The 22,683-nt window shown below is 41.2% G+C and carries 18 protein-coding genes; 15 read left to right on the forward strand and 3 right to left on the reverse strand.

The features are described from left to right. Positions 1–12: 12 nt before the first annotated feature. The 9 genes from mnmE (at position 13) to KO172_RS02465 (ending at position 14,250) form a co-directional block, all read left to right on the forward strand. Positions 13–1,368, forward strand: coding sequence for a tRNA uridine-5-carboxymethylaminomethyl(34) synthesis GTPase MnmE (mnmE, locus tag KO172_RS02425; RefSeq protein WP_215491977.1), 1,356 nt, complete (start codon positions 13–15; stop codon positions 1,366–1,368). 32 nt (positions 1,369–1,400) lie between these two features. Continuing rightward, positions 1,401–3,278, forward strand: coding sequence for a tRNA uridine-5-carboxymethylaminomethyl(34) synthesis enzyme MnmG (gene mnmG, locus KO172_RS02430; RefSeq protein WP_215493369.1), 1,878 nt, complete (start codon positions 1,401–1,403; stop codon positions 3,276–3,278). Then, the gene (locus KO172_RS02435) at positions 3,275–4,066 is read left to right on the forward strand and encodes a metallophosphoesterase (protein WP_215491978.1); all 792 of its coding nucleotides are present in this window, start codon (positions 3,275–3,277) and stop codon (positions 4,064–4,066) included. Before mnmG ends, KO172_RS02435 begins: the two co-directional genes overlap by 4 nt. A gap of 31 nt (positions 4,067–4,097) precedes the next feature. Next, entirely contained in the window at positions 4,098–4,799 is a 702-nt protein-coding gene (gene rsmG / locus KO172_RS02440) for a 16S rRNA (guanine(527)-N(7))-methyltransferase RsmG (RefSeq protein ID WP_215491979.1), read from the forward strand. 674 nt (positions 4,800–5,473) lie between these two features. After that, complete coding sequence (locus KO172_RS02445; protein WP_215491980.1) at positions 5,474–6,244, forward strand: ParA family protein; 771 nt, start codon at positions 5,474–5,476, stop codon at positions 6,242–6,244. Positions 6,245–6,248: 4 nt separating this feature from the next. After that, positions 6,249–7,085 carry a ParB/RepB/Spo0J family partition protein gene (locus KO172_RS02450; protein WP_215491981.1) on the forward strand — a complete coding sequence of 279 codons (837 nt, stop codon included), beginning with the start codon at positions 6,249–6,251 and terminating at the stop codon, positions 7,083–7,085. A gap of 1 nt (position 7,086) precedes the next feature. After that, a complete protein-coding gene (locus KO172_RS02455; protein ID WP_215491982.1) occupies positions 7,087–7,977 on the forward strand; it encodes a PhzF family phenazine biosynthesis protein in 891 nt (296 codons plus the stop codon). 31 nt (positions 7,978–8,008) lie between these two features. Beyond that, complete coding sequence (locus KO172_RS02460; protein WP_251320108.1) at positions 8,009–8,650, forward strand: cyclodeaminase/cyclohydrolase family protein; 642 nt, start codon at positions 8,009–8,011, stop codon at positions 8,648–8,650. A 1,964-nt stretch (positions 8,651–10,614) separates the two neighbouring features. Then, complete coding sequence (locus KO172_RS02465; RefSeq protein ID WP_215491983.1) at positions 10,615–14,250, forward strand: S-layer homology domain-containing protein; 3,636 nt, start codon at positions 10,615–10,617, stop codon at positions 14,248–14,250. A 294-nt stretch (positions 14,251–14,544) separates the two neighbouring features. On the opposite strand, the gene KO172_RS02470 is transcribed toward KO172_RS02465, so the two are convergent. Beyond that, positions 14,545–14,781, reverse strand: a complete 237-nt coding sequence (locus KO172_RS02470; RefSeq protein ID WP_215491984.1) for a hypothetical protein — start codon at positions 14,779–14,781, stop codon at positions 14,545–14,547. Between the two features lie 280 nt (positions 14,782–15,061). Here KO172_RS02470 and KO172_RS02475 point away from each other — a divergent pair, with 280 nt between their 5' ends. Next, on the forward strand, positions 15,062–15,715 hold the full coding sequence (locus KO172_RS02475; RefSeq protein WP_215491985.1) for a hypothetical protein: 654 nt from the start codon (positions 15,062–15,064) through the stop codon (positions 15,713–15,715). A 270-nt stretch (positions 15,716–15,985) separates the two neighbouring features. On the opposite strand, the gene KO172_RS02480 is transcribed toward KO172_RS02475, so the two are convergent. Beyond that, a complete protein-coding gene (locus tag KO172_RS02480) occupies positions 15,986–16,435 on the reverse strand; it encodes a hypothetical protein (protein ID WP_215491986.1) in 450 nt (149 codons plus the stop codon). 126 nt (positions 16,436–16,561) lie between these two features. After that, a complete protein-coding gene (locus KO172_RS02485) occupies positions 16,562–17,098 on the reverse strand; it encodes a sigma-70 family RNA polymerase sigma factor (RefSeq protein WP_215491987.1) in 537 nt (178 codons plus the stop codon). Between the two features lie 232 nt (positions 17,099–17,330). On the opposite strand from KO172_RS02485, the gene KO172_RS02490 reads away from it, so the two are divergent. The 5 genes from KO172_RS02490 (at position 17,331) to tsaE (ending at position 22,676) form a co-directional block, all read left to right on the forward strand. After that, positions 17,331–17,528, forward strand: a complete 198-nt coding sequence (locus KO172_RS02490) for a DUF1659 domain-containing protein (RefSeq protein WP_215491988.1) — start codon at positions 17,331–17,333, stop codon at positions 17,526–17,528. A 33-nt stretch (positions 17,529–17,561) separates the two neighbouring features. Then, entirely contained in the window at positions 17,562–17,774 is a 213-nt protein-coding gene (locus KO172_RS02495) for a DUF2922 domain-containing protein (RefSeq protein ID WP_215491989.1), read from the forward strand. Between the two features lie 617 nt (positions 17,775–18,391). Beyond that, positions 18,392–21,154 (forward strand): preprotein translocase subunit SecA, encoded by a 2,763-nt coding sequence (secA, locus tag KO172_RS02500; RefSeq protein WP_215491990.1) that lies wholly within the window; start codon positions 18,392–18,394, stop codon positions 21,152–21,154. Continuing rightward, positions 21,154–22,258 (forward strand): peptide chain release factor 2 gene (gene prfB / locus KO172_RS02505; RefSeq protein WP_215491991.1). Its coding sequence is split into 2 segments (ribosomal slippage): positions 21,154–21,228 and positions 21,230–22,258, totalling 1,104 coding nucleotides; the frame shifts between segments, so codons are not numbered across the junction. The genes secA and prfB overlap by 1 nt, the downstream gene beginning before the upstream one ends. A gap of 1 nt (position 22,259) precedes the next feature. Then, on the forward strand, positions 22,260–22,676 hold the full coding sequence (gene tsaE / locus KO172_RS02510) for a tRNA (adenosine(37)-N6)-threonylcarbamoyltransferase complex ATPase subunit type 1 TsaE (protein WP_215491992.1): 417 nt from the start codon (positions 22,260–22,262) through the stop codon (positions 22,674–22,676). Positions 22,677–22,683: the final 7 nt, after the last annotated feature.

Genomic DNA, 22,683 nt, shown 5'->3' on the forward strand with positions numbered 1-22,683 from the left:
TGGAGATTGATTATGAGAACTATATGTGCAATATCAACTGCAATGCAGCCGGGCGCCATCGCCATCATCAGGATGAGCGGCAGGGAGAGCTTTGCTATTGCGAAGAAGATATTTCGCTCATCGAGCGGCAAAAGTGATTTCAAAAGTAAATATATGTACTTCGGTAGAATTTACGACGGGGACGACTTCGTAGATGAGGTTTTGATCACCTTTATGAAGGCGCCAAATACCTACACTACCGAGGATATGGTTGAGATTTATTCGCACGGTAGCGTGATAAGTCAAAGAAGGATACTTAATCTCCTTCTGAAGCATGGCGCAGAACTTGCTGAGCGCGGTGAATTTACGAAGAAGGCCTTTATTGGCGGCAGGATCGACATCACGCAGGCTGAAGCTGTCGCTGACATGATTAACGCAAAGACCGACATGAGCTACAATCTATCCTTAAAAGCCTTTGATGGCTCAGTTCGTGACTTTATTAATGGTCTTGCGGATAGTCTTAAGATGCTTATTGCGAACATCGAGGTCGCTATCGACTACCCTGAAGAGGACATCGAAGAGATCAGCTACGAGCGCATCACTGCTACACTTACGGATGTGAAGGAAAAGCTTTCAAGCCATATGAAGCGCGCCTCTACATCGTCACTTATCAAAGACGGCATCAAGACGTCCATCGTCGGTGTGCCAAACGTAGGCAAGTCATCCTTACTAAACACATTCACACGCGAGGAAACGGCCATAGTCTCGAACATCGAAGGCACTACGCGTGACATGATTACTGAGTACGTCGACCTTGAGGGCATCAGCCTTAAGCTTATGGACACGGCAGGCATACGCGAGGCCTCGGACGAGATCGAGCGTATGGGTGTCGCGATATCGAAGAAGGCGATCAAGGACGCAGACCTTGTGCTTGCAGTCTTTGACTACTCCAAGCCTATGAGTGATGGCGACAAGGATATCATAGAACTGGTTCAGGACAAAAAGCACATATATATATTAAATAAGGTAGACGAAGGAGAAAATGGTGACTACCTTGACCACTTTGAGCAAGGCGCGAAGTTTATCCTAACGAGCCTAAAGACGGGCGAAGGCTTCGACGCGCTTAAGGATATGATTAAGGAGATGTTCTTAGGCGGCGAGATATCGCAAGATGACCTAGTTTATGCGAACATTAGGGAGATGGACCTCTTAAATAAGGCGCACTCAGCCATAAGCGAGGCACTTGGCGATGCTGAAAGTAGGCAGGTCTACGACTTACTCATAGTCAACATAAGAAGCGCTCTTGATAGCCTTCTTGAAGTGCTTGGCGAGAAGCTTGACAGCGAGATACTTGACAAGATATTCCAAAACTTTTGCATTGGCAAATAGACAAAGGAAGTGAAATTATGCAAAGAAGAGAAATAAAATACATTAGAGGCACTTTTGATGCTGTCGTAGTCGGTGCTGGACATGCGGGCTGCGAGGCAGCTCTTGCACTAGCGCGCCTTGGCAAAAAAACTGCGGTCGTAACTATCAGCTTAGATGCGATCGCTGCTATGAGCTGCAACCCAAACATTGGCGGCACTGGCAAGGGTCACCTCGTTCGTGAGGTCGACGCTCTTGGTGGCGAGATGGCGAAGAACATTGACAAGACCTACATACAGTCGCGTATGCTCAACACGTCCAAGGGACCTGCAGTCCACTCACTTAGAGTGCAAGCCGACAAGCAGGCCTACCACCGCGAGATGAAGAAGACACTTGAAAAGGAGCCTAATTTAACCATTATCCAAGGCGAGGTAGATGAAGTCCTTTTTGACGAGAGTGGCAAAGCGTCTGGCGTCAAACTATGCACAGGAGCTGTACTTGAGGCGAAGGCAGTCATCTTGGCGACAGGCACCTACCTTAAAGGAAGGATATTCGAAGGCGAGCTAAACTACGAGTCCGGCCCCGATGGCCGCTTCCCTGCTAAGTACCTATCCAGCTCACTTATTGAGCATGGCATAGATTTGCGTAGAATGAAGACAGGTACACCAGCGAGAGTCCACCGTCGCAGCATCGACACTTCGAAGATGGCTGTGCAAGAGGGCGACAAGACTATCGTCCCCTTCTCATTCATGAACGAGGCGGATGCCATCATGAAAGAGCAAGCAGTTTGCTACCTAACATACACAACTAAGCCTATGCACGAGTACATCCTTAAGCACATGGATCGCTCCGCAAGAACCATAGGCGACATCACAGGCGAAGGACCACGCTATTGCCCAAGCATTGAGGACAAAGTTCTGCGTTTCAAAGACAAGGATCATCACCAAGTTTTCATCGAGCCGGAAGGCACAGACACTGACGAGATGTACATCCAAGGTGTTTCGACTGCCCTACCCGAGGAGATGCAAGTTGAGATGTATAGGATGATAGAAGGCCTTGAGCACTCCGAGATTATGAGGAGCGCCTACGCGATAGAGTACGACTCGATCGACCCTACTTCCCTAAAGCTTAGTCTCGAGTCAAAGACAAAGGAGAATTTATTCTTTGCCGGCCAGATCAATGGTTCATCCGGCTACGAAGAGGCAGCCGCCCAAGGCATCATGGCAGGCATCAATTGCTACCTAAAACTTGAGGGCAAGGAGCCCTTCATTATAAAGCGCAGCGAGGGCTACATCGGTGTTTTGATCGACGACCTTGTGACTAAAGGCACAAACGAGCCGTACCGTATGATGACAAGCCGCTGTGAATATAGACTAAGTCTAAGGCAGGACAACGCGGACATGCGCCTTACAGAGTACGCATATAAGATAGGTCTTGCATCCGAAGAGCGTTACAATAGGATGCTTGCTAAGAAGGAGCGCATCGAAGGCGAGCTTGAAAGGATGAGAGCGAAGTCCATCGGCCCAAAAGACGAGACAAACGCCTACCTTGAAAGCCTTGGAACAGCGGCACTTAAGACCGCAGCCACACTTGAGGAGCTTCTTCGCCGCCCAGAGATACATTACAGTGACCTTGCTAAGTTTATGGAACTCGCACTAGATAAGAAGGATGAAGTGCTTGAGCTCGAGACAATCGTCAAGTACGACGGCTACATCAAGAAGCAAAATAAAGAGATCGAGAACTTCTTAAAGATGGAAGAACGCTCACTAGTAGATTTTGACTATAGCCTAGTCAAGGGACTTAAGATCGAAGCGAAGGAAAAGCTAGAAAAGTTTAGACCATCAAACCTTGGTCAAGCATCGAGAATTAGCGGCGTTACACCAGCTGACATCAACAACATCATCATCTACATGGAAGTAAATAAACGCAAATGATATACATTATTTTAGTTTTGCTGCTACTCGCCTTCTTCATCATGTGGAAGAAGAAGCTGGTAGTCACAGAATATACAGTAGCGGCACCCATTGACATGGACATACTCATACTCTCAGACCTGCACTCGATGAACTTCGGCGAAGGACAAAGAGAGCTCTTGGACCTTGTGGATAGCCTTGACTTCGACATCATCACCCTACCCGGCGACATCTTCGACGACAGCGTGGACGACGCGAAGGGATACGAGTTTGCGCGTGGCATCAAAAAGTACGAGTGCTACTACATCCTCGGCAACAACGAAGTACTCTCCGGCAAGGCCGAGCAGCACATGAAGAATATGCGCTCCCTCGGTGTACACACACTAGACGACGAGAAGCGCGTCATCACAAAGGATACAAAGCGCATCGCCATCTATGGCTTCACAGACCGCGACGCACTCAGTATGAAGGACCTCGCAGGCATAGTTGAGACCAGTCTTGATAAAGAGAGCGAGACTTATGACTATAGTATAGTACTTGCACATAAACCATTTGCAAGCAAGTACTTTGGAAAGTTCAAGGCAGACCTTGTCATCTGTGGCCACGCACATGGTGGTCAGTGGCGCCTACCTCCTATCAATAACGGAGTCTTTGCGCCAAACCAAGGAATATTTCCTAAGTATGCAGGCGGTGCATATGAGGCGAACGGCAAGTATGAAGTCGTCTCGAGAGGCCTCGCACGCGGACTAAAACTCGTGCCTAGGCTAAACAACCCGCCCGAGATCGTTTTACTACACTTAAGAAAATAATGTTCCACGTGGAACATTTGAAAGGATAGATATGCTAGAAACTTATTTGAATGATATTAATATCGAAGCGAATGATAAGCAAATTGCTGAGCTTGAGCGCTTCAAGGAGATGCTCGTTGAGAAGAACAAGGTCATGAACCTAACAGGCATCACAGACTCAGATGAGGTCGACAGGCTCCACTTCACCGACAGCGCCTACCCTCTTACTTTGCCAGAACTTAAAGGCACGAAAAGAATTATAGATGTCGGCACAGGCGCAGGCTTCCCCGGCATAGTTCTTAAAGTTCTCGCTCCAGACAAAGAGATTACTCTTAACGATAGTTTGTTAAAGAGACTAAAGTTTCTTGACGAGGTCATAGCCGACTTAGGCCTTGAAGGCATAACGACAGTCCACGCAAGGAGCGAAGACCTTGCACACGTGAGCGGTCAAAGAGAGGCCTACGACGTAGCCACATCGAGAGCCGTTGCTCGCCTAGCGACACTTACAGAGTATATGCTCGGCTTCGTAAAAGTCGGTGGCTACATGCTAGCGATGAAGTCTGGTGATATAGATGAGGAAGCTATGGAAGCCAAGAAGGCCATTATGGCAATGGGCGGAGAGCTAGTGAATGTGCATAAGTACAGACTCTTTGACGAGTTTGACAGGTCGATAGTGCTTATAAAGAAGGTGAAGCCGACGCCTAAGAAGTACCCACGCGGAAAAAATTTGGCAAAAACTAAGCCGATCTTGTAGTTTACTTATTTATATATAAGAGATCATATTTGATATGGTCTCTTTTTTGTTTGGCTCAATAACGAAAAGTGATTTATTTCAAATATTTAACGAAAAGTGTATTACTCGTGACTTAGGCTTTACAAATTGGAAATTTCTAAAAGCTCGTTCGCTTGAAAATTCATATTCGTTACGCTCTGCTCCACTAGATGAATTTTCGGGCAGCTCTCTTCGCTAATAAATTTCACAATTTGCTCAGATGCGTCACTTCGTTAATAACACTTTTCTGTCATTTGATAGTGAAAACAGAATTTTATCTTAAATAAATAAGTCATAAAGAAAAATCACTTTTCTTATATTATATTATATACAGAGAATACATATAGATGCAGCTCATAGCACTTATATATTGTCACTAAACAAAATGTTCCACGTGGAACATTACTCTTAAAACTTACCACAGCTCATAGGACAAGATTAATTCACAAACTAGGTAGGACAAAGACAATTCGTCGGAAAAATTTATGCATATGACGAAGATAAGCCTGAGCTCACAGCGAAATAGTACAAGTGGTACATTGGAGCTGTGACGAGGGTGTTCGAGTCCTAGGCGAAATTTTTATAGAATTGATTTGTTCCAACTTTCTATTGTTTTTTCTTATAATATATGCTATTATAAACTTAGAGGTGATTTCATGTCCAAAACTATTGTCATATTTAATCAAAAAGGCGGCGTCGGTAAAACTACGACTGCCATCAACCTAAGTTATGCACTTGCGAAGCTTGGCCAGAGGGTCTTGTGTGTCGATATGGACGCGCAGTCGAACCTTTCAAGCGGTCTTCTTGAAGACTACACAGAGGCCGCTTCATCAACGTACACGCTTCTAACAGAGGCTAGCAAGGACACAAAATCACTAATCAAGCGTACCAAGCTAGATAAGCTCCACGTCATCGACTCCTCGACCGACATCGCAGGTCTTGAGATCGAGCTTGCGCAAAAGGGCGAGTGGAAAGACATCTTAAGGCGCCGTTTAGACGAGGTCAAAAATGATTACGACTTCATCTTCATCGATTCGCCGCCATCACTTGGCATACTTTCCATCATGAGCCTTGCCGCAGCAAACTCTGTCATCATCCCGATACAAGCCGAGTACTACGCACTTGAAGGCGTTTCAAAACTGATCAAGACAGTAGAGCTGGTGAAGGAAAATTACAATCAGTCCCTTACGATCGAAGGCGTTCTAATCACCATGTTCGACTCGAGAAATAACCTTCACACAGAAGTCTTCTCCGAGGTCAAGAACTTTTTCAAGTCCAAGCTATACGAGGCAGTCATCTATAGAAATGTCAGACTTGCAGAGGCGCCAAGCTACTCGATGAGCATATTTGAGTATGACAAAGCCTCCAAAGGAGCAGAAAATTACATGAATCTAGCCGAAGAATTTTTACAAAAGCAAGGAAGGTGATCATATGGCGAAAAAACTTGGCAAAGGCCTAGGTAGCCTATTAGGCGTCGAAAGCATCACAGAAATCACAGAAAAGTCCAAAAACGAGCTTGTGGATTTAGATATGGCACAGGTAGTGCCAACAGAGGGACAGCCGCGTCAGTCATTTAATGCAGAGAGCATCAAAGAGCTAGCCGAGTCCATCGAGAAGAACGGTCTTTTACAGCCTATAGTCGTAAGACCTATGAAGGACGGCAAGTATCAGATCATAGCCGGAGAAAGGCGCTACAGAGCTTTTAAGAAGCTTGGCAAGAGCGTGGTTCCAGCCATAGTCAGAGACTACAAAGACGAAGAAATCGACAAATTGCAGCTCGTTGAAAATGTACAAAGAGAGGACTTAAACCCTTACGACGAGGCCATAGCCTACCTAAAACTCAAGGAAAAGTACGCCCTAAAGCAGGAAGACATCGCCAAAGCAGTCGGCAAGTCCCGTCCATACATCTCGAACATGACCAGACTATTATCCTTAGAGGATGAGATACTAGACATGCTTAAGAACGGCGAAATCACAGTATCACACGCCAAACTTATATTATCATTAGATACAAAAGAAGAAAGAATTAAACTTGCACACAAGATAAAAGACGCAGGCCTTACAGTCAAAGGTACCGAAGCGAGAACGAAGAGGCCCAAGAAGGCAAAGCCAGAGGACATCTACATCAAAGACATTCGCGAAAGACTCGAAGACTTCCTTACAACGAAAGTTTCGATCACACACACAAAGCGCGGCGGTACAATCACCCTAGACTACTACACAGACGACGACCTAACAAGGCTTGCAGAGCTGATTATGGAGGATTAGTATGGATCTACACGTATATATAGTTGACGCATTCGCAGCATGCCGTTTCGGCGGCACACCCATCGGCGTTGTACCAGACGCAAACAATATGAGCAAAGAAGACTGCCAACTCATCGCAAACGAGCTTAGAGTCAACCTCACAGCCTTTGTAGAGCCAGTCGACGAAGACGTCTTCAAAACCAGATATTTCACAAGTAAAAACGAGCTAGAAGCCTCCGGACAAGGCTCACTAGCACTCTTCTACGTCCTTACAAACCTTGGCTATATCAAAGCCATTGAGAATGGTGTCAAGCTCGTCTACGAAGTTACACGCGAGTCCAAGAAGAAAGTCTACATCTATTACAAAGACTACAAAATCGAGAACCTAGAGATCGAGACAAGTAGACCCGAGATAGTAAACAAAGCGCCCGAAATTACAAACATGCTTAGCGCGATGAGCCTTTCCACAGCAGACATAGGCATAACTGGCAAAGACGCCAAAGCCATGGTCGTGAATGCAGAAGAAAACACACTCGTGGTTCCAGTTAAGACGAGAGAAGCACTCTACAGCTACACAATCGACGAGTTCAAGTTCAAAGACGCGGCCAATAGCCTTGGAGTCGAGAACGTACACCTTTTCTGCGAGTCCGAAGACGGCATCTACTTCGTGAGAAACTACACAAAAGACATCTCCTTCGAAGAAGATGGTTCATCCGCTTACGCTAACGCGGCACTACAATATTACCTTATCAAAAACAAACTTACGACAAAACTCAAAGCCAAGATGTTCCAAGGCGAGACACTTAATAGACCGTCAAGAGTACAAACACGCTACCTTGAGGATAAGGATTCGGCGTTTATTACGGTTATGGGAACAGCACGCATTTCATTGGATGGAATACTTAATATCTAGTATATATAGACAAATACAAAGGAGGAAAATTATGTTAATCGAAAAATCACTAAGAGACTACCTAAAAGAAGTTAGATCAGACTCACCAGCACCAGGCGGTGGCTCAGTTGCAGCCTACTCATCAGCCCTAGGTGCATCACTTACAAACATGGTCATGGCGCTTACAGAAAGCAAGAAAGCCTTCCTAGAATTGCCAGAAGACGAGCAAAAAACAATGAAAGACTACTCGAAAAAGTTAGTAGAGCTATGCACAGAACTTGAAGACATCGTCGACACAGACTCAACAGCTTTCAACGATGTAATCAAGGCACTTAAGATGCCAAAAGAAACAGAAGAAGAAAAAAAGATCAGATCACAAATGATACAAGAAGGCTACAAAATCGCGCTAGAAATACCATTCAGATGCGCAGAGCTAGGTCTAGAAGCTATGAAGATGCAAAAAATCTTCGCTAAAAACGGCAACATCAACGCCATCACAGACGTAGGAGTAGGATGCTTACTACTACAAACAGGCGTAGAAGGCGCACTACTAAACGTTACAATCAACCTAAAATCACTTAAAGACGAAGCCTTCAGAGATGCAACAAGAGATAAAGTTGAGCACATGCTAGCAGAGTCAAAACAATACAAAGAAGAAACACTTGCGATAGTATACGAAAGATTGACTAAGTGATACAAAGTTATATAAGACGCTTCACACGAGGCGTCTTTTTCATGCGCACAAAAAAAGCAGTACACAAAGTACTGCCTTTGGGGATGGTAATAGTAACGGAACGGATCAGGACATATGTCCGTATCAGAGGCAAAAGAAATTGTTTAAATGAAGGAGAATTTCTTTTAACCCAAACTTAAGCATAGCCCTTGCTTAAGGTCTCTATATAAGTAAAAATTTCGTGAAACGAGAGCTGGGTAGCCCGAAGGCCTACGAAGGAGAACCTCCTAGATCACATTCCGGTAGTTCAAGTACCTAAGTACTTACTATTAACTACGACTTCATTGTACCATTTAAGCATAAGAAAGTCAATAGCATTGTAACATTCAGTTAAATTATTTTTTGCTAATCTCATATCTAATGTCTTCTTTCTTTATTAATATTTCTCAGATCTGAGTCTGAATGTTGCGAGCTGTGGGTCGAGCGCCTTTCTGTATGTCAGCTCTAAACATTCAGTTAAATTATTTTTTGCTAATCTCATATCTAATGTCTTCTTTCTTTATTAATATTTCCCAGATCTGAGTCTGAATGTTGCGAGCTGTGGGTCGAGCGCCTTTCTGTATGTCAGCTCTAAACATTCAGTTAAATTATTTTTTGCTAATCTCATATCTAATGTCTTCTTTCTTTATTAATATTTCCCAGATCTGAGTCTGAATGTTGCGAGCTGTGGGTCGAGCGCCTTTCTGTATGTCAGCTCTAAACATTCAGTTAAATTATTTTTTGCTAATCTCATATCTAATGTCTTCTTTCTTTATTAATATTTCCCAGATCTGAGTCTGAATGTTGCGAGCTGTGGGTCGAGCGCCTTTCTGTATGTCAGCTCTAAACATTCAGTTAAATTATTTTTTGCTAATCTCATATCTAATGTCTTCTTTCTTTATTAATATTTCCCAGATCTGAGTCTGAATGTTGCGAGCTGTGGGTCGAGCGCCTTTCTGTATGTCAGCTCTAAACATTCAGTTAAATTATTTTTTGCTAATCTCATATCTAATGTCTTCTTTCTTTATTAATATTTCTCAGATCTGAGTCTGAATGTTGCGAGCTGTGGGTCGAGCGCCTTACTGTAATGTCAGCTCTAAAACATTGAAATTTTCGCTCCATTAAAAACTTTCTTCCTATATATATGCATATACCCTCGCAGATAATATATACATAAGAGAACACATTGATATATATCCTTCATATATATATCACGTCAGATATATATGAGCTTCCTTTATATATAACAGCCAGTTATGGTATATGAAGCCTACTACTACATATGAGCCGCACAAGATAAACACGCGTGCTATGGTATATGAGGCCTACTACTACATAGGTAAAAAATCGTTTGCGCGCAGCGAGACAAAAAATTTAGCAGCAATTGAAGTTTGTAACACACTCTTAACATATGTGAGATATATTATGTGGTATAATGTATTTGTAAATAGTTACCACCGACAATATATGAAGATGTATGAGCTTGACAAGCTTGAATCTTACGGACTAATAATTGTACTGAGACTAATAATTGTTCATAAGAGTGGTTATATAGACTCTTGTTCGCAATTATTTAGAGCTGACATTACAGTAAGGCGCTCGACCCACAGCTCGCAATATTTGAAATGAGAATTCCAATTATTTAGAGCCGACTTGCTAAAAGGGCCAGGCCCACAGCTCGCAACAATCAAAATTAAAATTTCAATTGTTTAGAGCGGCCATACAGTAAGGCCCATCTTTCAAGCTCGCAACATTCGGCATTCGATCTAGGAAGTACTTTTAAAGAAAGAACATATTCCATATAAAACAAAATTCAACGGAGTTTAACCGAATGTTACAAGTTTGTTAAATTACTCGAATACATCTTGCAATATATCGTCGTAGATGGTATAATACATTAAGAGTGTAGGCTTTTCCTACACAAATACAAAAGGAGGTCATTAGACATGAGTAAAAAATTACTTGCACTATTACTAGCTATGATTATGGTAATAGGCTCATTTACTTCAGTTCTTGCTGATACTACTCCTAAAGCTGACGAAAAGAAAGCTGAAGAAGTAAAGACAGACAAGAAAGACGAAGCTAAGCCTGAAGAAAAGAAAGACGAAGCTAAGCCTGAAGAAAAGACTGAAGAAAAGAAAGAAGAAAAGAAGGAAGAACCTGCTAAGGACGAAGCTTTAGACAGAGCTATGGAAGTTCTTAAAAAAGCTAAAGTTATCGAAGGTTTCAAAGCCGGCGAAGAAGACTTCAAGGCTGAACAAAACATCACTAGAGCACAATTTGCTGCTATGATCGTTAGAGCAAACAACCTTGCAAAAGCTGCTGAAGCTGCAAAGGTAACTCCTACAGGATTCACTGACGTTCCAGTAACTCACTGGGCAAACGGCTATATCGCTATAGCTAAAAATCAAATGTACGTTAACGGTTATCCAAGTGGCAAGTTCATGCCAGAAGGACAAATCACTTACCAAGAAATGGCAAAGATGTTAGTTTGCGCTCTTGGCAAGGGAGAAGTTGGAGACATTTGGCCAACAAGCTACATCGTTAAAGCTCAATCATTAGGATTATTAAACGGCGTTACAGCTCCAGTATTCACTGAAAAGGCTACTAGAGGCGACGTATTCAAGATGCTTTACAACATGATGAACAGCAAAGAATTCGGAAACAGAAAGATTCTTAAAGCTATCGTTCTAGAAAACTCTAGAGTTGAAAACCTAGCTGATGACGAAGTAACTGTTGAAGTTATCGACGTTGTTCAAAAAGCTGAATGGGTAGAAAAAAGCAGATCAAATGATAAGAAGGGTGACCAACACACTTACAAACTTGACAAAGACCTTATGTTAGATGCTGAAGACTTACTTGGTAAAGTAGTTGACATCACAGTTGACCAAAACGACAAGATCGTTGAAGTAAAAGTTGATAAAACTTATGACTACGTAGAAGGTTCTATTGATGGTGTAGGTCCTAGAAAATTCGTTTTAGATGATAACACTTACAGCGCTGCATTTGATGAAAGATATTATTCAAGAGACGAAAGAATCTTCAGAACATATCTAAACAATGAAGACTACACATATGCAGACTTCGCTAAAAAGTTTAAAGAAAACAAATACGATTTTGCTAGAGCAACAGTTAAGAACGGTAAGGTTATCTTCATCGATGCTTACAATTTCAACGACATCGCTCCAGTAGTAGAAGTTAAAGACGGCGCAGTTTACTATCGTGACGATGCATGGGCTGCAAATGTTGTTAAAGCTTCAAAACTTAACGACAGAGTTGTTTTCCATGACGCTAAGGGATTCTCAGTAGCTGAAAGAAAAGCTATCGCAAAGGATGACGTTATCCACTTCTACAACGATTATAAAGATGCTATCGTTAGAAAAGACGCTAAGGTTGAAGCAAAATTAGACAAAACTCTTTTAAAAAGAGATGGCAGCGAATGGATTGTATTAGGTAAGGATGAATATATTCTAAATTCAGATGAACCACTACAAGCTATTTATAGCTATGAAGGTAAAAAATATTTAGTTCTTAAAGATGGCGACAGATCACTAGTTGATGGTATGCGTGGAGAAAACGTTAAAGTATTAGTTGCTTTAGACGGTTCAGCACAACTTATCGAAGGAACTAAAGCTTGGAACGACGGTATTAACGCTATAACAAGAATCACTTCAAGAGGAGAAGTTAAGTTCTTACCTTCAACAGGAGAAGAATTCTGGGCAGAAGAAACAAGAAATACAAGATATGTTGTTGATAAAACATCAAATAATAATAGATTACTTGATTTCAATGAAAATGATATAGTTTACCTAGCTAGAGGAGAAAAAGAAGAAATCTCTTATATGGGAAGACTTATCAAAGCTGGCGCATATCCACTTCATCCATATGCAAAGATGAACGGCAGATTCATAATGCTTGATACAAATAAGACAACTCAAAGAACTTACAGATATTTCTCTAATCTACATGCATATGCATTAGATAAAGATGGAAACTTACACCAAGTTGGAGATCTTAACAAGTTTATTGCTGACAACAGCGATAATAAAGATTTAAAAGCTTATGTAATGTCTGAAAAAGATCTTAAGGATACACTAGAAGACAAAAATACATTTGATCTTAACACTTATAAGTTCTTAAGCGATGATGAAAATCTTGCTAGCATTGTAATATTTAAGGATGCTGTAATAACATTTGACGCTGATTATGATTATGTTGAAGTTATAAAGACTTGGAACAACAAGACAGCTATAGATGTTATGGACTCTCACAACAATGTATTTACACTAGAATTAGTTAACGATGTTGACGCTAAATACAATTTTGGCAATGGAGACATAGTTAAAATTAAAGTTAATAAAGATTCTAAGGATGTTAAAAAAGGTTGTGTAGTTGGAGTTGAAATTCCAGTAGGCGCTAAGAAGTATTCAATTGAAGAAGGTAAATATCCACAAACATACAAGATTGGCGAAGACACTTACAAGTGGGATGCTAAACAAGTTGTATTCTATCCAAATGCATCAAAGACTGTTCAATTTACTAAAGATAAATATGGATTTATCAAGGTAATGAGATTTGTTAGAGACGGTGGTACAGTTTACACTAACATTCTTGATCAAGCTGCAGTAACAGCTTCAGGAAACTATGTAATTGTATTGAAAAACTCTAAGGGTGAGTTCGTTGCTAACTATTATGTAAACGATGATACAAGATTTGAAGATGAAACAGGCAGACCATTAGGATTTGGACACTGGGCTGTAGCTAGTTTCAATGCTTTGTACGGCGAAGGAACTGTTAAAGTTATAACTGATGGTAGATACGCTTCATTAGTAAAAGGATTAAAGAAGAAAGCTGCATTTGATGAAGACATGTTAAAGGCTGAATTAAACGAAAAAGTTAGAGATACAGTTGTAGCTCTTGGCAATATTGAGTTTGATTCATCTAAGAACACTGATACAGCAAAACTTGATGCATTTGCTGCAGAAGTTAAAAAAGCTTTAGAAAAAGTATTCAATAAGACTGGAGAGTCTGTTGTTGCAGCCTCAGCTACAGGTTCACCAGCATCTGTTAAAGTTACTGTAACTACAACTGGCAAAACTATTACTTTAGTTTCAACAATAGATGCTAAAGAGATTACAACAAAAATAACAGGTACAATACCTGCTATACCTGCTATGCCTGGTACACCTGGTGCACCAGCTGTTACAGCAAGTACAGAAGCTAAGAATGCTTACAAAGCTAACACAACAGTTGATGAAGATAAAGCTGCTAAAAAAGCTGTAGAACTAATGGAATATGCATTAAATAATGCTAGTGATCCAATAGTTGTAGGTGCAGATCCTAATCCAGGTCCTGCTTACGCATTAGCAGAAGTAGAAGGATTCATTAAAGCAGCTATGTCAAAAGCAGATGTTAAAAACTTTGACTTAAGTAAAGTAACATTAGTAGCTGCTGCAGATTCTACTCACCCAGTAGCATCTTTAACACATGTTGCTGATGATAAATATACTTTAGTATTCTATTACACATTAAGTTCAGGTTTACAACAAAGTAACTCAGTAAATATTAGATTAGTTAAATAATTAACCTAATTAAAATAAAGAAGGAGGGTCTTATGACCTTCCTTTTTTTGTACGATAATTTATAATAGATTAGAATAAGAGCCTATTCAAATTAGCAATGGGCTCTTTTATTTTGCGTGATATTACTTAGTATAATTGATAATAATATGTAAAAAAGTGCAGTTTTAGTAAATTTTATACTAAAACTGCACTATTTTGTGGTGGCACACATAATTTTCTCCTTTTTTGAAACATAAAATACTTACACTAGTGATATGTCATATTGACCATTATGACTTGTATACGTCTATCTAATTACAAGCTAAATGATTTGTTTGCTACGGCAACTGCGATAAAAGCACCTATAACATCTTTTAGTACATCATAGTATTCATTCATATTTTTTCCCAGATTAGATATCCAAGCAACTTCTGTTTTAATCATTTGCATACAAGTAAATTTATATACAAATATAAAACCAATTAATGAATATATGAGTTTTTTCCAACGTTCATTTTTCAAGTTTTGTTTGTCTTTGCTTTCTTTGTCCATGCATCGCACCTCCTTTACTTTATATTTTTAACCTCCTTTCCCTAATAATATTTATACATATCACTATATAGTATTATAACACAAACTTTGTATTTTGTCAAGTCTTATTTTTCTAGAACTCAGTAATTAAGCGAGCTATAGGCTTCTATAGCAGCCCATAGTTATTTAATCTTTTGCATATAATTTTTGCTTTAAAGTTATTACTGAATAATTTATTGTTGACAAATTCTTTTAATTGTTATATATTTTATTTAATTAAGATGTGAGGTGGAGTGTATATATGAATGAATTTTTTAAATCTCATATGTGGCCAGTAATTACGCTATTAATTGGAGGAGTTTTTCAATTTTTACTAACTTTGGCAACTGATAAAATAAAAGATAAGAAGGATAAAGAAAATGAAAGGAGAAAGTGTCTAAAAAAGTCTTATGATTATATTTTAAAGTATCTTAACAAGATACCGATTACCACAACAAAGGATGTTCTTAATAGCATGAGAGATTCCACTAGGTATGATGGATTAGAAACAAGTGATATTATATATAAAATGTATTCTGATTTGGAAAAATATGATTCTAACAAAGAGAAGCATGTTGATGAAATCAAAGAGCTTGAAGATAATATTGATCTACTTAAATATAATGAAAGAATGTATAGAGAAGCATGCGATATAGCGGAAGAATTTAAAAGCAAAGAGTATGAAGTTTTTAATTTATATGCTTCTAGAGAGGTTAAAATGGCTTGGTCACTTTTAAAAGTTATAGTGGACAGTGGCTATAAAAGAGATTCTAAAGGCGAATATAAAGCATTTATAATTGAGACTGATGATATAAATTTTGATAATAAATTTGTTGATGCTTATGAAAAACTGTATTCAGCAATAAGGAAAGATCTTGATATTAAAATCGATAATGATATAATTACTAAGAATTAGTGACGTAATTAATAAACCCACGCTTCAAAACTCTCTCTACACGTTTTATTTATAAAAGAAGACCCGTAGTACTCTCTATCATTTACTGAGTGCTACGGGCCTTTTATATGCTCTTAGGGGTATAAGTTTATTCCTGTCTTATGTTTTATCTGATTTAGTTGCAATTTGAAATAAGGATGCCATTATCCATTTCTTATTTCAGAAACTTTAGCTCTTTAATCTTGCACAAAAAAAGAGGACTTCTCGTCCTCTTATCTTCAATATTCAATTTTATGCGTTTTTCTTGCGCTTTGCTGTGAGGCCATCTTCTATGCGATCACAGTCTTTAATTCTGTCTCTGATGGTTCTTCTCTTGCTTTGTACTCTGACTTTGCCAAGGCCTTTCATATACACGGCGTTGTCTTCTATATCGTAGATGAGGTCTCTGTTTAGGTAGAGCATACAGCCATCGTTTCTCGACCTTACTTCTCTACACTTGATGCCTACGAGTTTGGTGCCATCAACGACTACGGCGAGTCCGGTTTTCTTCTTTGTAACGGTTTTCGCCCACGCTTTGTAGAGTCTCTCTTCGATGAGTCCTTCTCTAAATATCCTCGATATCGCTGTCCTTATGGATACGCCAAGGTTCTCTGCTGTGATGTCGTCGTATATGGCGACTGTTGTGTTGATCCCGTCTTTGTCGTAGCCGGGTACGAGTGCTAATAAGTTCTTTTCTTTCATATCTTCTTACCTCCATGATATCTTTCCGGTATAGTCTATTATAGTCCACTTGACGCTCTATGTCAATAGCTAATGTCTTCTTTTTCTGAAAATATTTGCCATTGTCTTAAAAATCATACTTTATGCTTAGCTGTATTTTTTATATTTGCGTCTAAGCTTTTTTAGTAGTGCTGTGACTTTTTTGTGTGCGGTGCTTTTGGAGCAGTGGAGTTCTTTGCCTATGTCTTCGAAGCTCATCTCGGTGTAGTATCTAAGGTAGATAAGCTGGGTCTCCTCGGCTGTAAGGCTTTTAAATATATTACCAAGGCTGTCTTTTCTAAAGAGTGCCTCGAAGTCGTCCATGCTTGTTTCGTCTTCTACGAGGAAGGCGTCTTCGCCTAGGGTGCACTCCTCGGTTTTCTTCTTATACTTATTAAGCAGGTGGTACTTGATGCGTGAGGCGATGAGGGCGAGGGCGTGTGCTCCGTGACTCTCTCTAAAGTCTAGCATGGCTTCTAATACTACGACTAGGAGCTCTTGCACGAGGTCGTCTCTATCTTTTGCAAGTGGGTAGTAGCGCGCGATGCTACTAAGTATAAGTGGCATGAGCCTTTCTAAAACTGTGGGCGCTATTTCCTTCATCTCTTGGTATCTGATTGCGACTGTATCAAAATCAATGTACATATGCATCTCTCCTTTCTTATCTTAAGTATAAGGATATGCATATCTTCTCTCAAATGATGAGTCGCGTGCATAATATGTGAGTGCGTGCATATATTGGTCACTTAGGATTGATATTGGACACTTAAGTGCACGCTAGCACTATTATCATAGTGGGTCCGCGTAGGAAACGAAGGCGCGTTTTAGTATATATAGGGTGTAAGGCTTAAGGCTTTACGAGATGAAAGGAGGTGAGATGATGGTTAAGACTTCTGTTAAATTATTCTTCGACGGCATGGGTAAGGACAACGCTGTAAGAAAGTTCTCTAGAACTGTAAACTACGTTGACAACACTGCTTCGAATGAGGACCTAAAGGTGTTTAAGGATGCTTTTACTGCTCTTTTAGGTAAGGAGATTAACAAACTACAAAAGATTAGTGTAACTGATCTATAGTTGTAGGCAAATTTATGGAAAGGAGGTGAGATAATGAAGAGATTACAATTAAGCTTTAAATGTGAGGACGGCAAGCCATATTCTATGTCTGTACAAGATCCTAAAGAGGGTCTTACAGCTGAAGAGGTTAAGAACGCACTAAAGACTATCGTTGAAAAGTCTTTACTTGTGAATAAGAACGACTCTAAGGTTATGTTGCTTGTTGGAGCGAAGAATGTTGAGACTAAGACTGAAGTCTTATTCTAACTATTTCACATTGAAATTTTACAGGGAACTTGTTCGCTTTTCGGCAATGCCCTGGGTACATTTGTACAGTTAAGTCCTTGCACCAAGAGAACGAGTGAAACGAAGTTCGATTGGCTATGCATGCCTTATGCCAGAGTTTACAAAGGTATGGAGCGTTAGCGAACATAGCTTTGATTAAACTTACGGCCAAGCTTGCTTCAAAGCTCCACTTCGTCCCCTGCCTAAATTTCCTCTGCGAAATAGCACGCGGGGTAGAGGTTTAGGAGCAGAAAAACAAAATAGTGTAAGTAATTGGGAGAAGGTAGATATACCTTCTCTTTTTTTATCTGCAATATACTGTAAGTGCAGGTATCTGTGGCGAGTACTTTATGTACTTGCTTTTTTTATGCCTCGCCTCTCACCATACACCTCGTTCACTACTATATAGCAAGCGCCCCACTATATACCACGCGAGTATATATATAGGAAGCTTCTCACTATATAGCAAGGGCCTATTATATGCCTCGCAAGCTGTACTTCGAAATTACTATTACCACTCATAATATTAATACTTATCTTGAAAAATATCTCATTATCGGGTATAATAGAGGGTGAAATAAAATAAAGAAGGTGAAAATATGGGATTATTTTCTAAGTTGTTTGGCTCTACTTCTGATAGGGCTATAAAGAAAAATCTAAATCAAACTGAGGCTGTTATGGCTTTGGAGGATGAATACTCTAGATTATCTGACGATGAATTAAAGAATAATACTAATAAATTAAAGGAAAGGCTTAAGGGCGGTGAGACGCTTGACGACATTTTACCGGAGGCGTTTGCAACTGTAAGGGAGGCTTCGAAGAGGGTTCTTGGCATGATGCCATACAGGGTGCAAGTCGAAGGCGGTATCATCTTGCATCAAGGCCGCATCGCTGAAATGAAGACTGGTGAAGGTAAGACTTTGGTTGAGACTATGCCTGCCTTTCTTAATGCGCTTGAGGGCAAGGGTGTGCACATTGTTACTGTGAACGACTACCTTGCTAAGCGTGACAGGGACTGGATGGGTAAGATCTTTGAGTTTCTAGGTCTATCTGTTGGCTGCATCATTCACGATATGTCTAAGGAAGATAGGAAGGTTGCTTACGCGTCTGACATCACTTACGGAACTAACAACGAGTTTGGCTTCGACTACCTAAAGGACAACATGGTTATCTACAAGGATGATATGGTGCAAAGGGAGCTAAACTACGCTATCGTGGACGAAGTTGACTCTATCTTGATAGATGAGGCGAGAACTCCTTTAATAATTTCTGGTCAAGGCGACAAGTCGACTGACCTATACGAGCTTGCGAAGACTTTTGTTTCGAGGCTATCTGTTAGGATTCAAGACCCTGATGAGCATGTAGACCCGCTTGACAGGTTTGTTAAGCCTGAGGTGGAAGAGGTCGAAACTAAGGACTACGTGGTTAATGAAAAGGACAGATCTGTCTTATTAACAGAGCTTGGAACTAAGAAGGCTGAGGAGTTTTTCAAGGTTGAGAACCTCTCTGACATTGAGAATATGGAGATCATTCACCATATCAATCAAGCGATGAAGGCAAGAAGTCTTATGAAGAAGGACAGGGACTATGTTGTGAAGGATGGCGAGATCATCATCGTTGACGAGTTTACTGGCCGTTTGATGTTTGGTAGACGCTACTCTGATGGTCTTCATCAAGCGATTGAGGCGAAGGAAGGCCTTGAGGTTAGAAGCGAGTCGAAGACTTTGGCGACTATCACTTTCCAAAACTACTTTAGAATGTACAAGAAACTTTCGGGTATGACTGGTACTGCGAAGACTGAAGAGGACGAGTTCCAAGACATCTACCACATGGATGTTATCGAGATCCCAACTAACAAGCCTGTAATCAGGGTGGACAATCCTGACGAGATCTACAGAACTGAGGCTGAGAAGTTTAACGCAGTTATTGATGATATAAAGAAGAGGCACGAGAGCGGCCAACCGGTTCTAGTTGGCACTATCAGCATAGAGAAGTCGGAAGAATTATCTAAACTATTAAAAAAGACTGGCATCAAGCACGAGGTCTTGAATGCGAAGTTCCACGACAAGGAAGCGGAGATTGTTGCGCAAGCTGGCCGTTTGGGTCAAGTTACTATCGCAACTAACATGGCAGGCCGTGGTACCGACATCATCTTAGGCGGTAACCCTGAGTTCATGGCTAAACAAGCGATGAGAAGGAAGGGTCTATCTGAGGAAGAGATGGCACAGGTTGATTCTCACGAGGACACTAAGGATACTGAAGTTCTTAAGAATAGAAAAGAATACGAAGATTTCGTTGAACAGTACAAGAACGAACTTCAAGAGGAGAAGAACAAGGTTGTGGCATCTGGCGGCCTACACATCATCGGTACTGAAAGACACGAGTCGAGACGTATCGACAATCAACTCCGTGGTCGTGCCGGAAGACAAGGCGACCCCGGTTCATCGACATTCTATATATCTGCTGAGGACGATTTGATGCGTCTATTTGGCGGCGACAAATTTAAAAATGCCATCGACATGATGAATATGGCTGAAGGCGACTCGATCAAGTCACCACTATTAACAAGGCTAATTGAGTCGGCGCAAAGAAAGGTCGAAGGTAACAACTACGGAATCAGAAAGCACGTTCTTAAGTACGATGACGTAATGAACAAGCAAAGGGAAGTTATATACACTGAAAGAAAGAAGCTACTTGAAGGCGCGGACTTCAGAGATAACATCGTTTCGATGATTAAGGACGTCATAGAGGGCTTCGTTAATACCATGACATTTGAGAAGGCGGACTCTTCTGAGTGGGACTTCAAGAGCTTATTTATGCACTTAAAGGCCATCTTCGACATAGACATGCAGGATGTGAAGGATCTTAATGTTAATGATGTGCACAAGGACGAGCTTGTAGACATGCTTGAAAGATGCGCACTTGACAGCTACGAAGCGAAGGAAAAGGAATTTACTCCTGAAAGATTCAGAGAAGTTGAAAGGGTTGTACTTCTACAAGTTGTTGACGAGAAGTGGATGGATCACATCGACGCGATGGATCAGTTGAAGCAAGGTATTGGACTTAGGTCGATGGCGCAAGAGGACCCTGCGAGAGCCTACGCTGTTGAAGGCTTTGACATGTTCGAGGCTATGAACGAGGCGATTAAGGAAGACACTCTAAGAATTTTATTCCACGTTGAAGACCCAAGCAAGGTCAAGAGGAGAGAGCAAGCCAAGAACATCAAGGAAGGCTTCGAAGGCGACGGATCTGACGAGAAGAAGAAGCCATATGTTAGAAAGACTAAGAAGGTTGGCAGGAACGACCCATGCCCATGCGGAAGTGGCAAGAAGTACAAAAACTGTTGCGGAAGGAATGAGTAATGAAGACCTTACAAGAGTATAAAGAAGATTATGCAGATTTTAAAGAGAGATATATAAAATTAGGAGACTATCTTTGACGCTGATGCTCTAAAAGAGAAGAAGCAAAAGCTTGAAGCCAAGATGGTGGAGCCGTCGTTTTGGGACGATAAAGAGGCTGCCGATAAGGTGATAGACGAGCTCAAAGACATTACAACGCCTCTTAATAGCTATGAAGAGATAGCCTCCAAGCTAGAGGATATGGAAGTCTACATCGAGCTATACGAGGAAGAAAGACCTGATAACTACAACGCTCTGCACACTTTGAGTGAAGAGATTGACATGGCGCTTGAGGAGCTAAAGGTGAGGACCTTACTTGATGGCGAATATGATAAGAATGGCGCTGTTGTCTCCATACACGCAGGTACTGGCGGCACCGACGCTCAGGACTGGGCAGAGATGCTCTACCGCATGTATACGAGGTGGGCATCTCATCATGACTACAAGCTGGAGCTCATCGACTACCTAGCGGACACTGAAGGCGGCATAAGAAGTGTTTACTTCAAGGTCTTAGGTGACTACGCGTATGGCTTTTTGAAGGCGGAGCGCGGGGTACACAGACTTGTTAGGATATCGCCCTTCGACTCGCAAAAGAAGAGACACACGAGCTTTGCATCCGTTGACGTCTTTCCTGACATCGACGAGACCATAGCCATAGATATAAAGGAAGAGGATCTAAAGATAGACTACTACCGCTCGCAAGGTGCAGGCGGTCAATCGGTTAACACGACAGACTCTGCGGTGCGCATCACGCACATACCGACAGGAGTTGTTGCGACATGCCAAAACGAGCGTAGTCAAAGGCAGAACAAGGAAGTCGCACTGCGCATACTCTACGGCAAGCTTGTGCAGCTTAAGGAAGAGGAGCGCAAGAAGACCATAGACGAGCTTACAGGCGACTACTCGCAGATTGCGTGGGGCTCGCAGATACGTAGCTACATCTTTAATCCGTACATGCTAGTTAAGGATCACAGGACAGATGTGGAGAACTTTGAGGTGCAAAAGGTCATCGACGGCGACATCGACAAGTTCATCTACGCCTACCTTGATCATGTGAGGGAGGCTTAGTATGAGAGAAGTACTAAATACACTCTCTGATACAGTGCGCGCCGCTGAGGCCATAGCTAAGACCATAGACCTAGGCGAGATTGTACTTTTAAAAGGGGAGATGGGTGCCGGTAAGACGACCATCACTAAGGCGATAGTTAAGGCACTCGGTTCGGATGACTACGTGACAAGTCCGACTTTCGCAATCATGAACGTATACAAGGCGAAGGAGGTCTCTATATACCACTTCGACTTATATAGACTCACAAAGTCCATGGATATCGACTCCTTAGGTCTTGATGACTACCTATATGATGAGAAGGCGGTGAGCCTAATTGAGTGGCCTGAGGCGATAGAGAGTGAGTTCAAAGACGCGAAGAGGATAAGCCTTACTAAAGACGGCGAGAGTCGTATTATAGAAACGAATTTTGATTATTAGAGGTTAT

This window comes from Fenollaria sporofastidiosus (assembly GCF_943169635.2).
GTDB lineage: Bacteria > Bacillota > Clostridia > Tissierellales > Peptoniphilaceae > Fenollaria > Fenollaria sporofastidiosus.

Coding starts and splice junctions, on each gene's coding strand:
- KO172_RS02465 (WP_215491983.1), top strand. CDS start 10,615: ATGAGTAAAAAATTACTTGCACTATTACTAGCTATGATTATGGTAATA.
- mnmE (WP_215491977.1), top strand. CDS start 13: ATGAGAACTATATGTGCAATATCAACTGCAATGCAGCCGGGCGCCATC.
- KO172_RS02480 (WP_215491986.1), bottom strand. CDS start 16,435: ATGAAAGAAAAGAACTTATTAGCACTCGTACCCGGCTACGACAAAGAC.
- tsaE (WP_215491992.1), top strand. CDS start 22,260: ATGAGAGAAGTACTAAATACACTCTCTGATACAGTGCGCGCCGCTGAG.
- secA (WP_215491990.1), top strand. CDS start 18,392: ATGGGATTATTTTCTAAGTTGTTTGGCTCTACTTCTGATAGGGCTATA.
- KO172_RS02490 (WP_215491988.1), top strand. CDS start 17,331: ATGATGGTTAAGACTTCTGTTAAATTATTCTTCGACGGCATGGGTAAG.
- KO172_RS02475 (WP_215491985.1), top strand. CDS start 15,062: ATGAATGAATTTTTTAAATCTCATATGTGGCCAGTAATTACGCTATTA.
- KO172_RS02485 (WP_215491987.1), bottom strand. CDS start 17,098: ATGTACATTGATTTTGATACAGTCGCAATCAGATACCAAGAGATGAAG.
- KO172_RS02455 (WP_215491982.1), top strand. CDS start 7,087: ATGGATCTACACGTATATATAGTTGACGCATTCGCAGCATGCCGTTTC.
- KO172_RS02445 (WP_215491980.1), top strand. CDS start 5,474: ATGTCCAAAACTATTGTCATATTTAATCAAAAAGGCGGCGTCGGTAAA.
- KO172_RS02450 (WP_215491981.1), top strand. CDS start 6,249: ATGGCGAAAAAACTTGGCAAAGGCCTAGGTAGCCTATTAGGCGTCGAA.
- KO172_RS02470 (WP_215491984.1), bottom strand. CDS start 14,781: ATGGACAAAGAAAGCAAAGACAAACAAAACTTGAAAAATGAACGTTGG.
- KO172_RS02460 (WP_251320108.1), top strand. CDS start 8,009: ATGTTAATCGAAAAATCACTAAGAGACTACCTAAAAGAAGTTAGATCA.
- KO172_RS02435 (WP_215491978.1), top strand. CDS start 3,275: ATGATATACATTATTTTAGTTTTGCTGCTACTCGCCTTCTTCATCATG.
- KO172_RS02495 (WP_215491989.1), top strand. CDS start 17,562: ATGAAGAGATTACAATTAAGCTTTAAATGTGAGGACGGCAAGCCATAT.
- rsmG (WP_215491979.1), top strand. CDS start 4,098: ATGCTAGAAACTTATTTGAATGATATTAATATCGAAGCGAATGATAAG.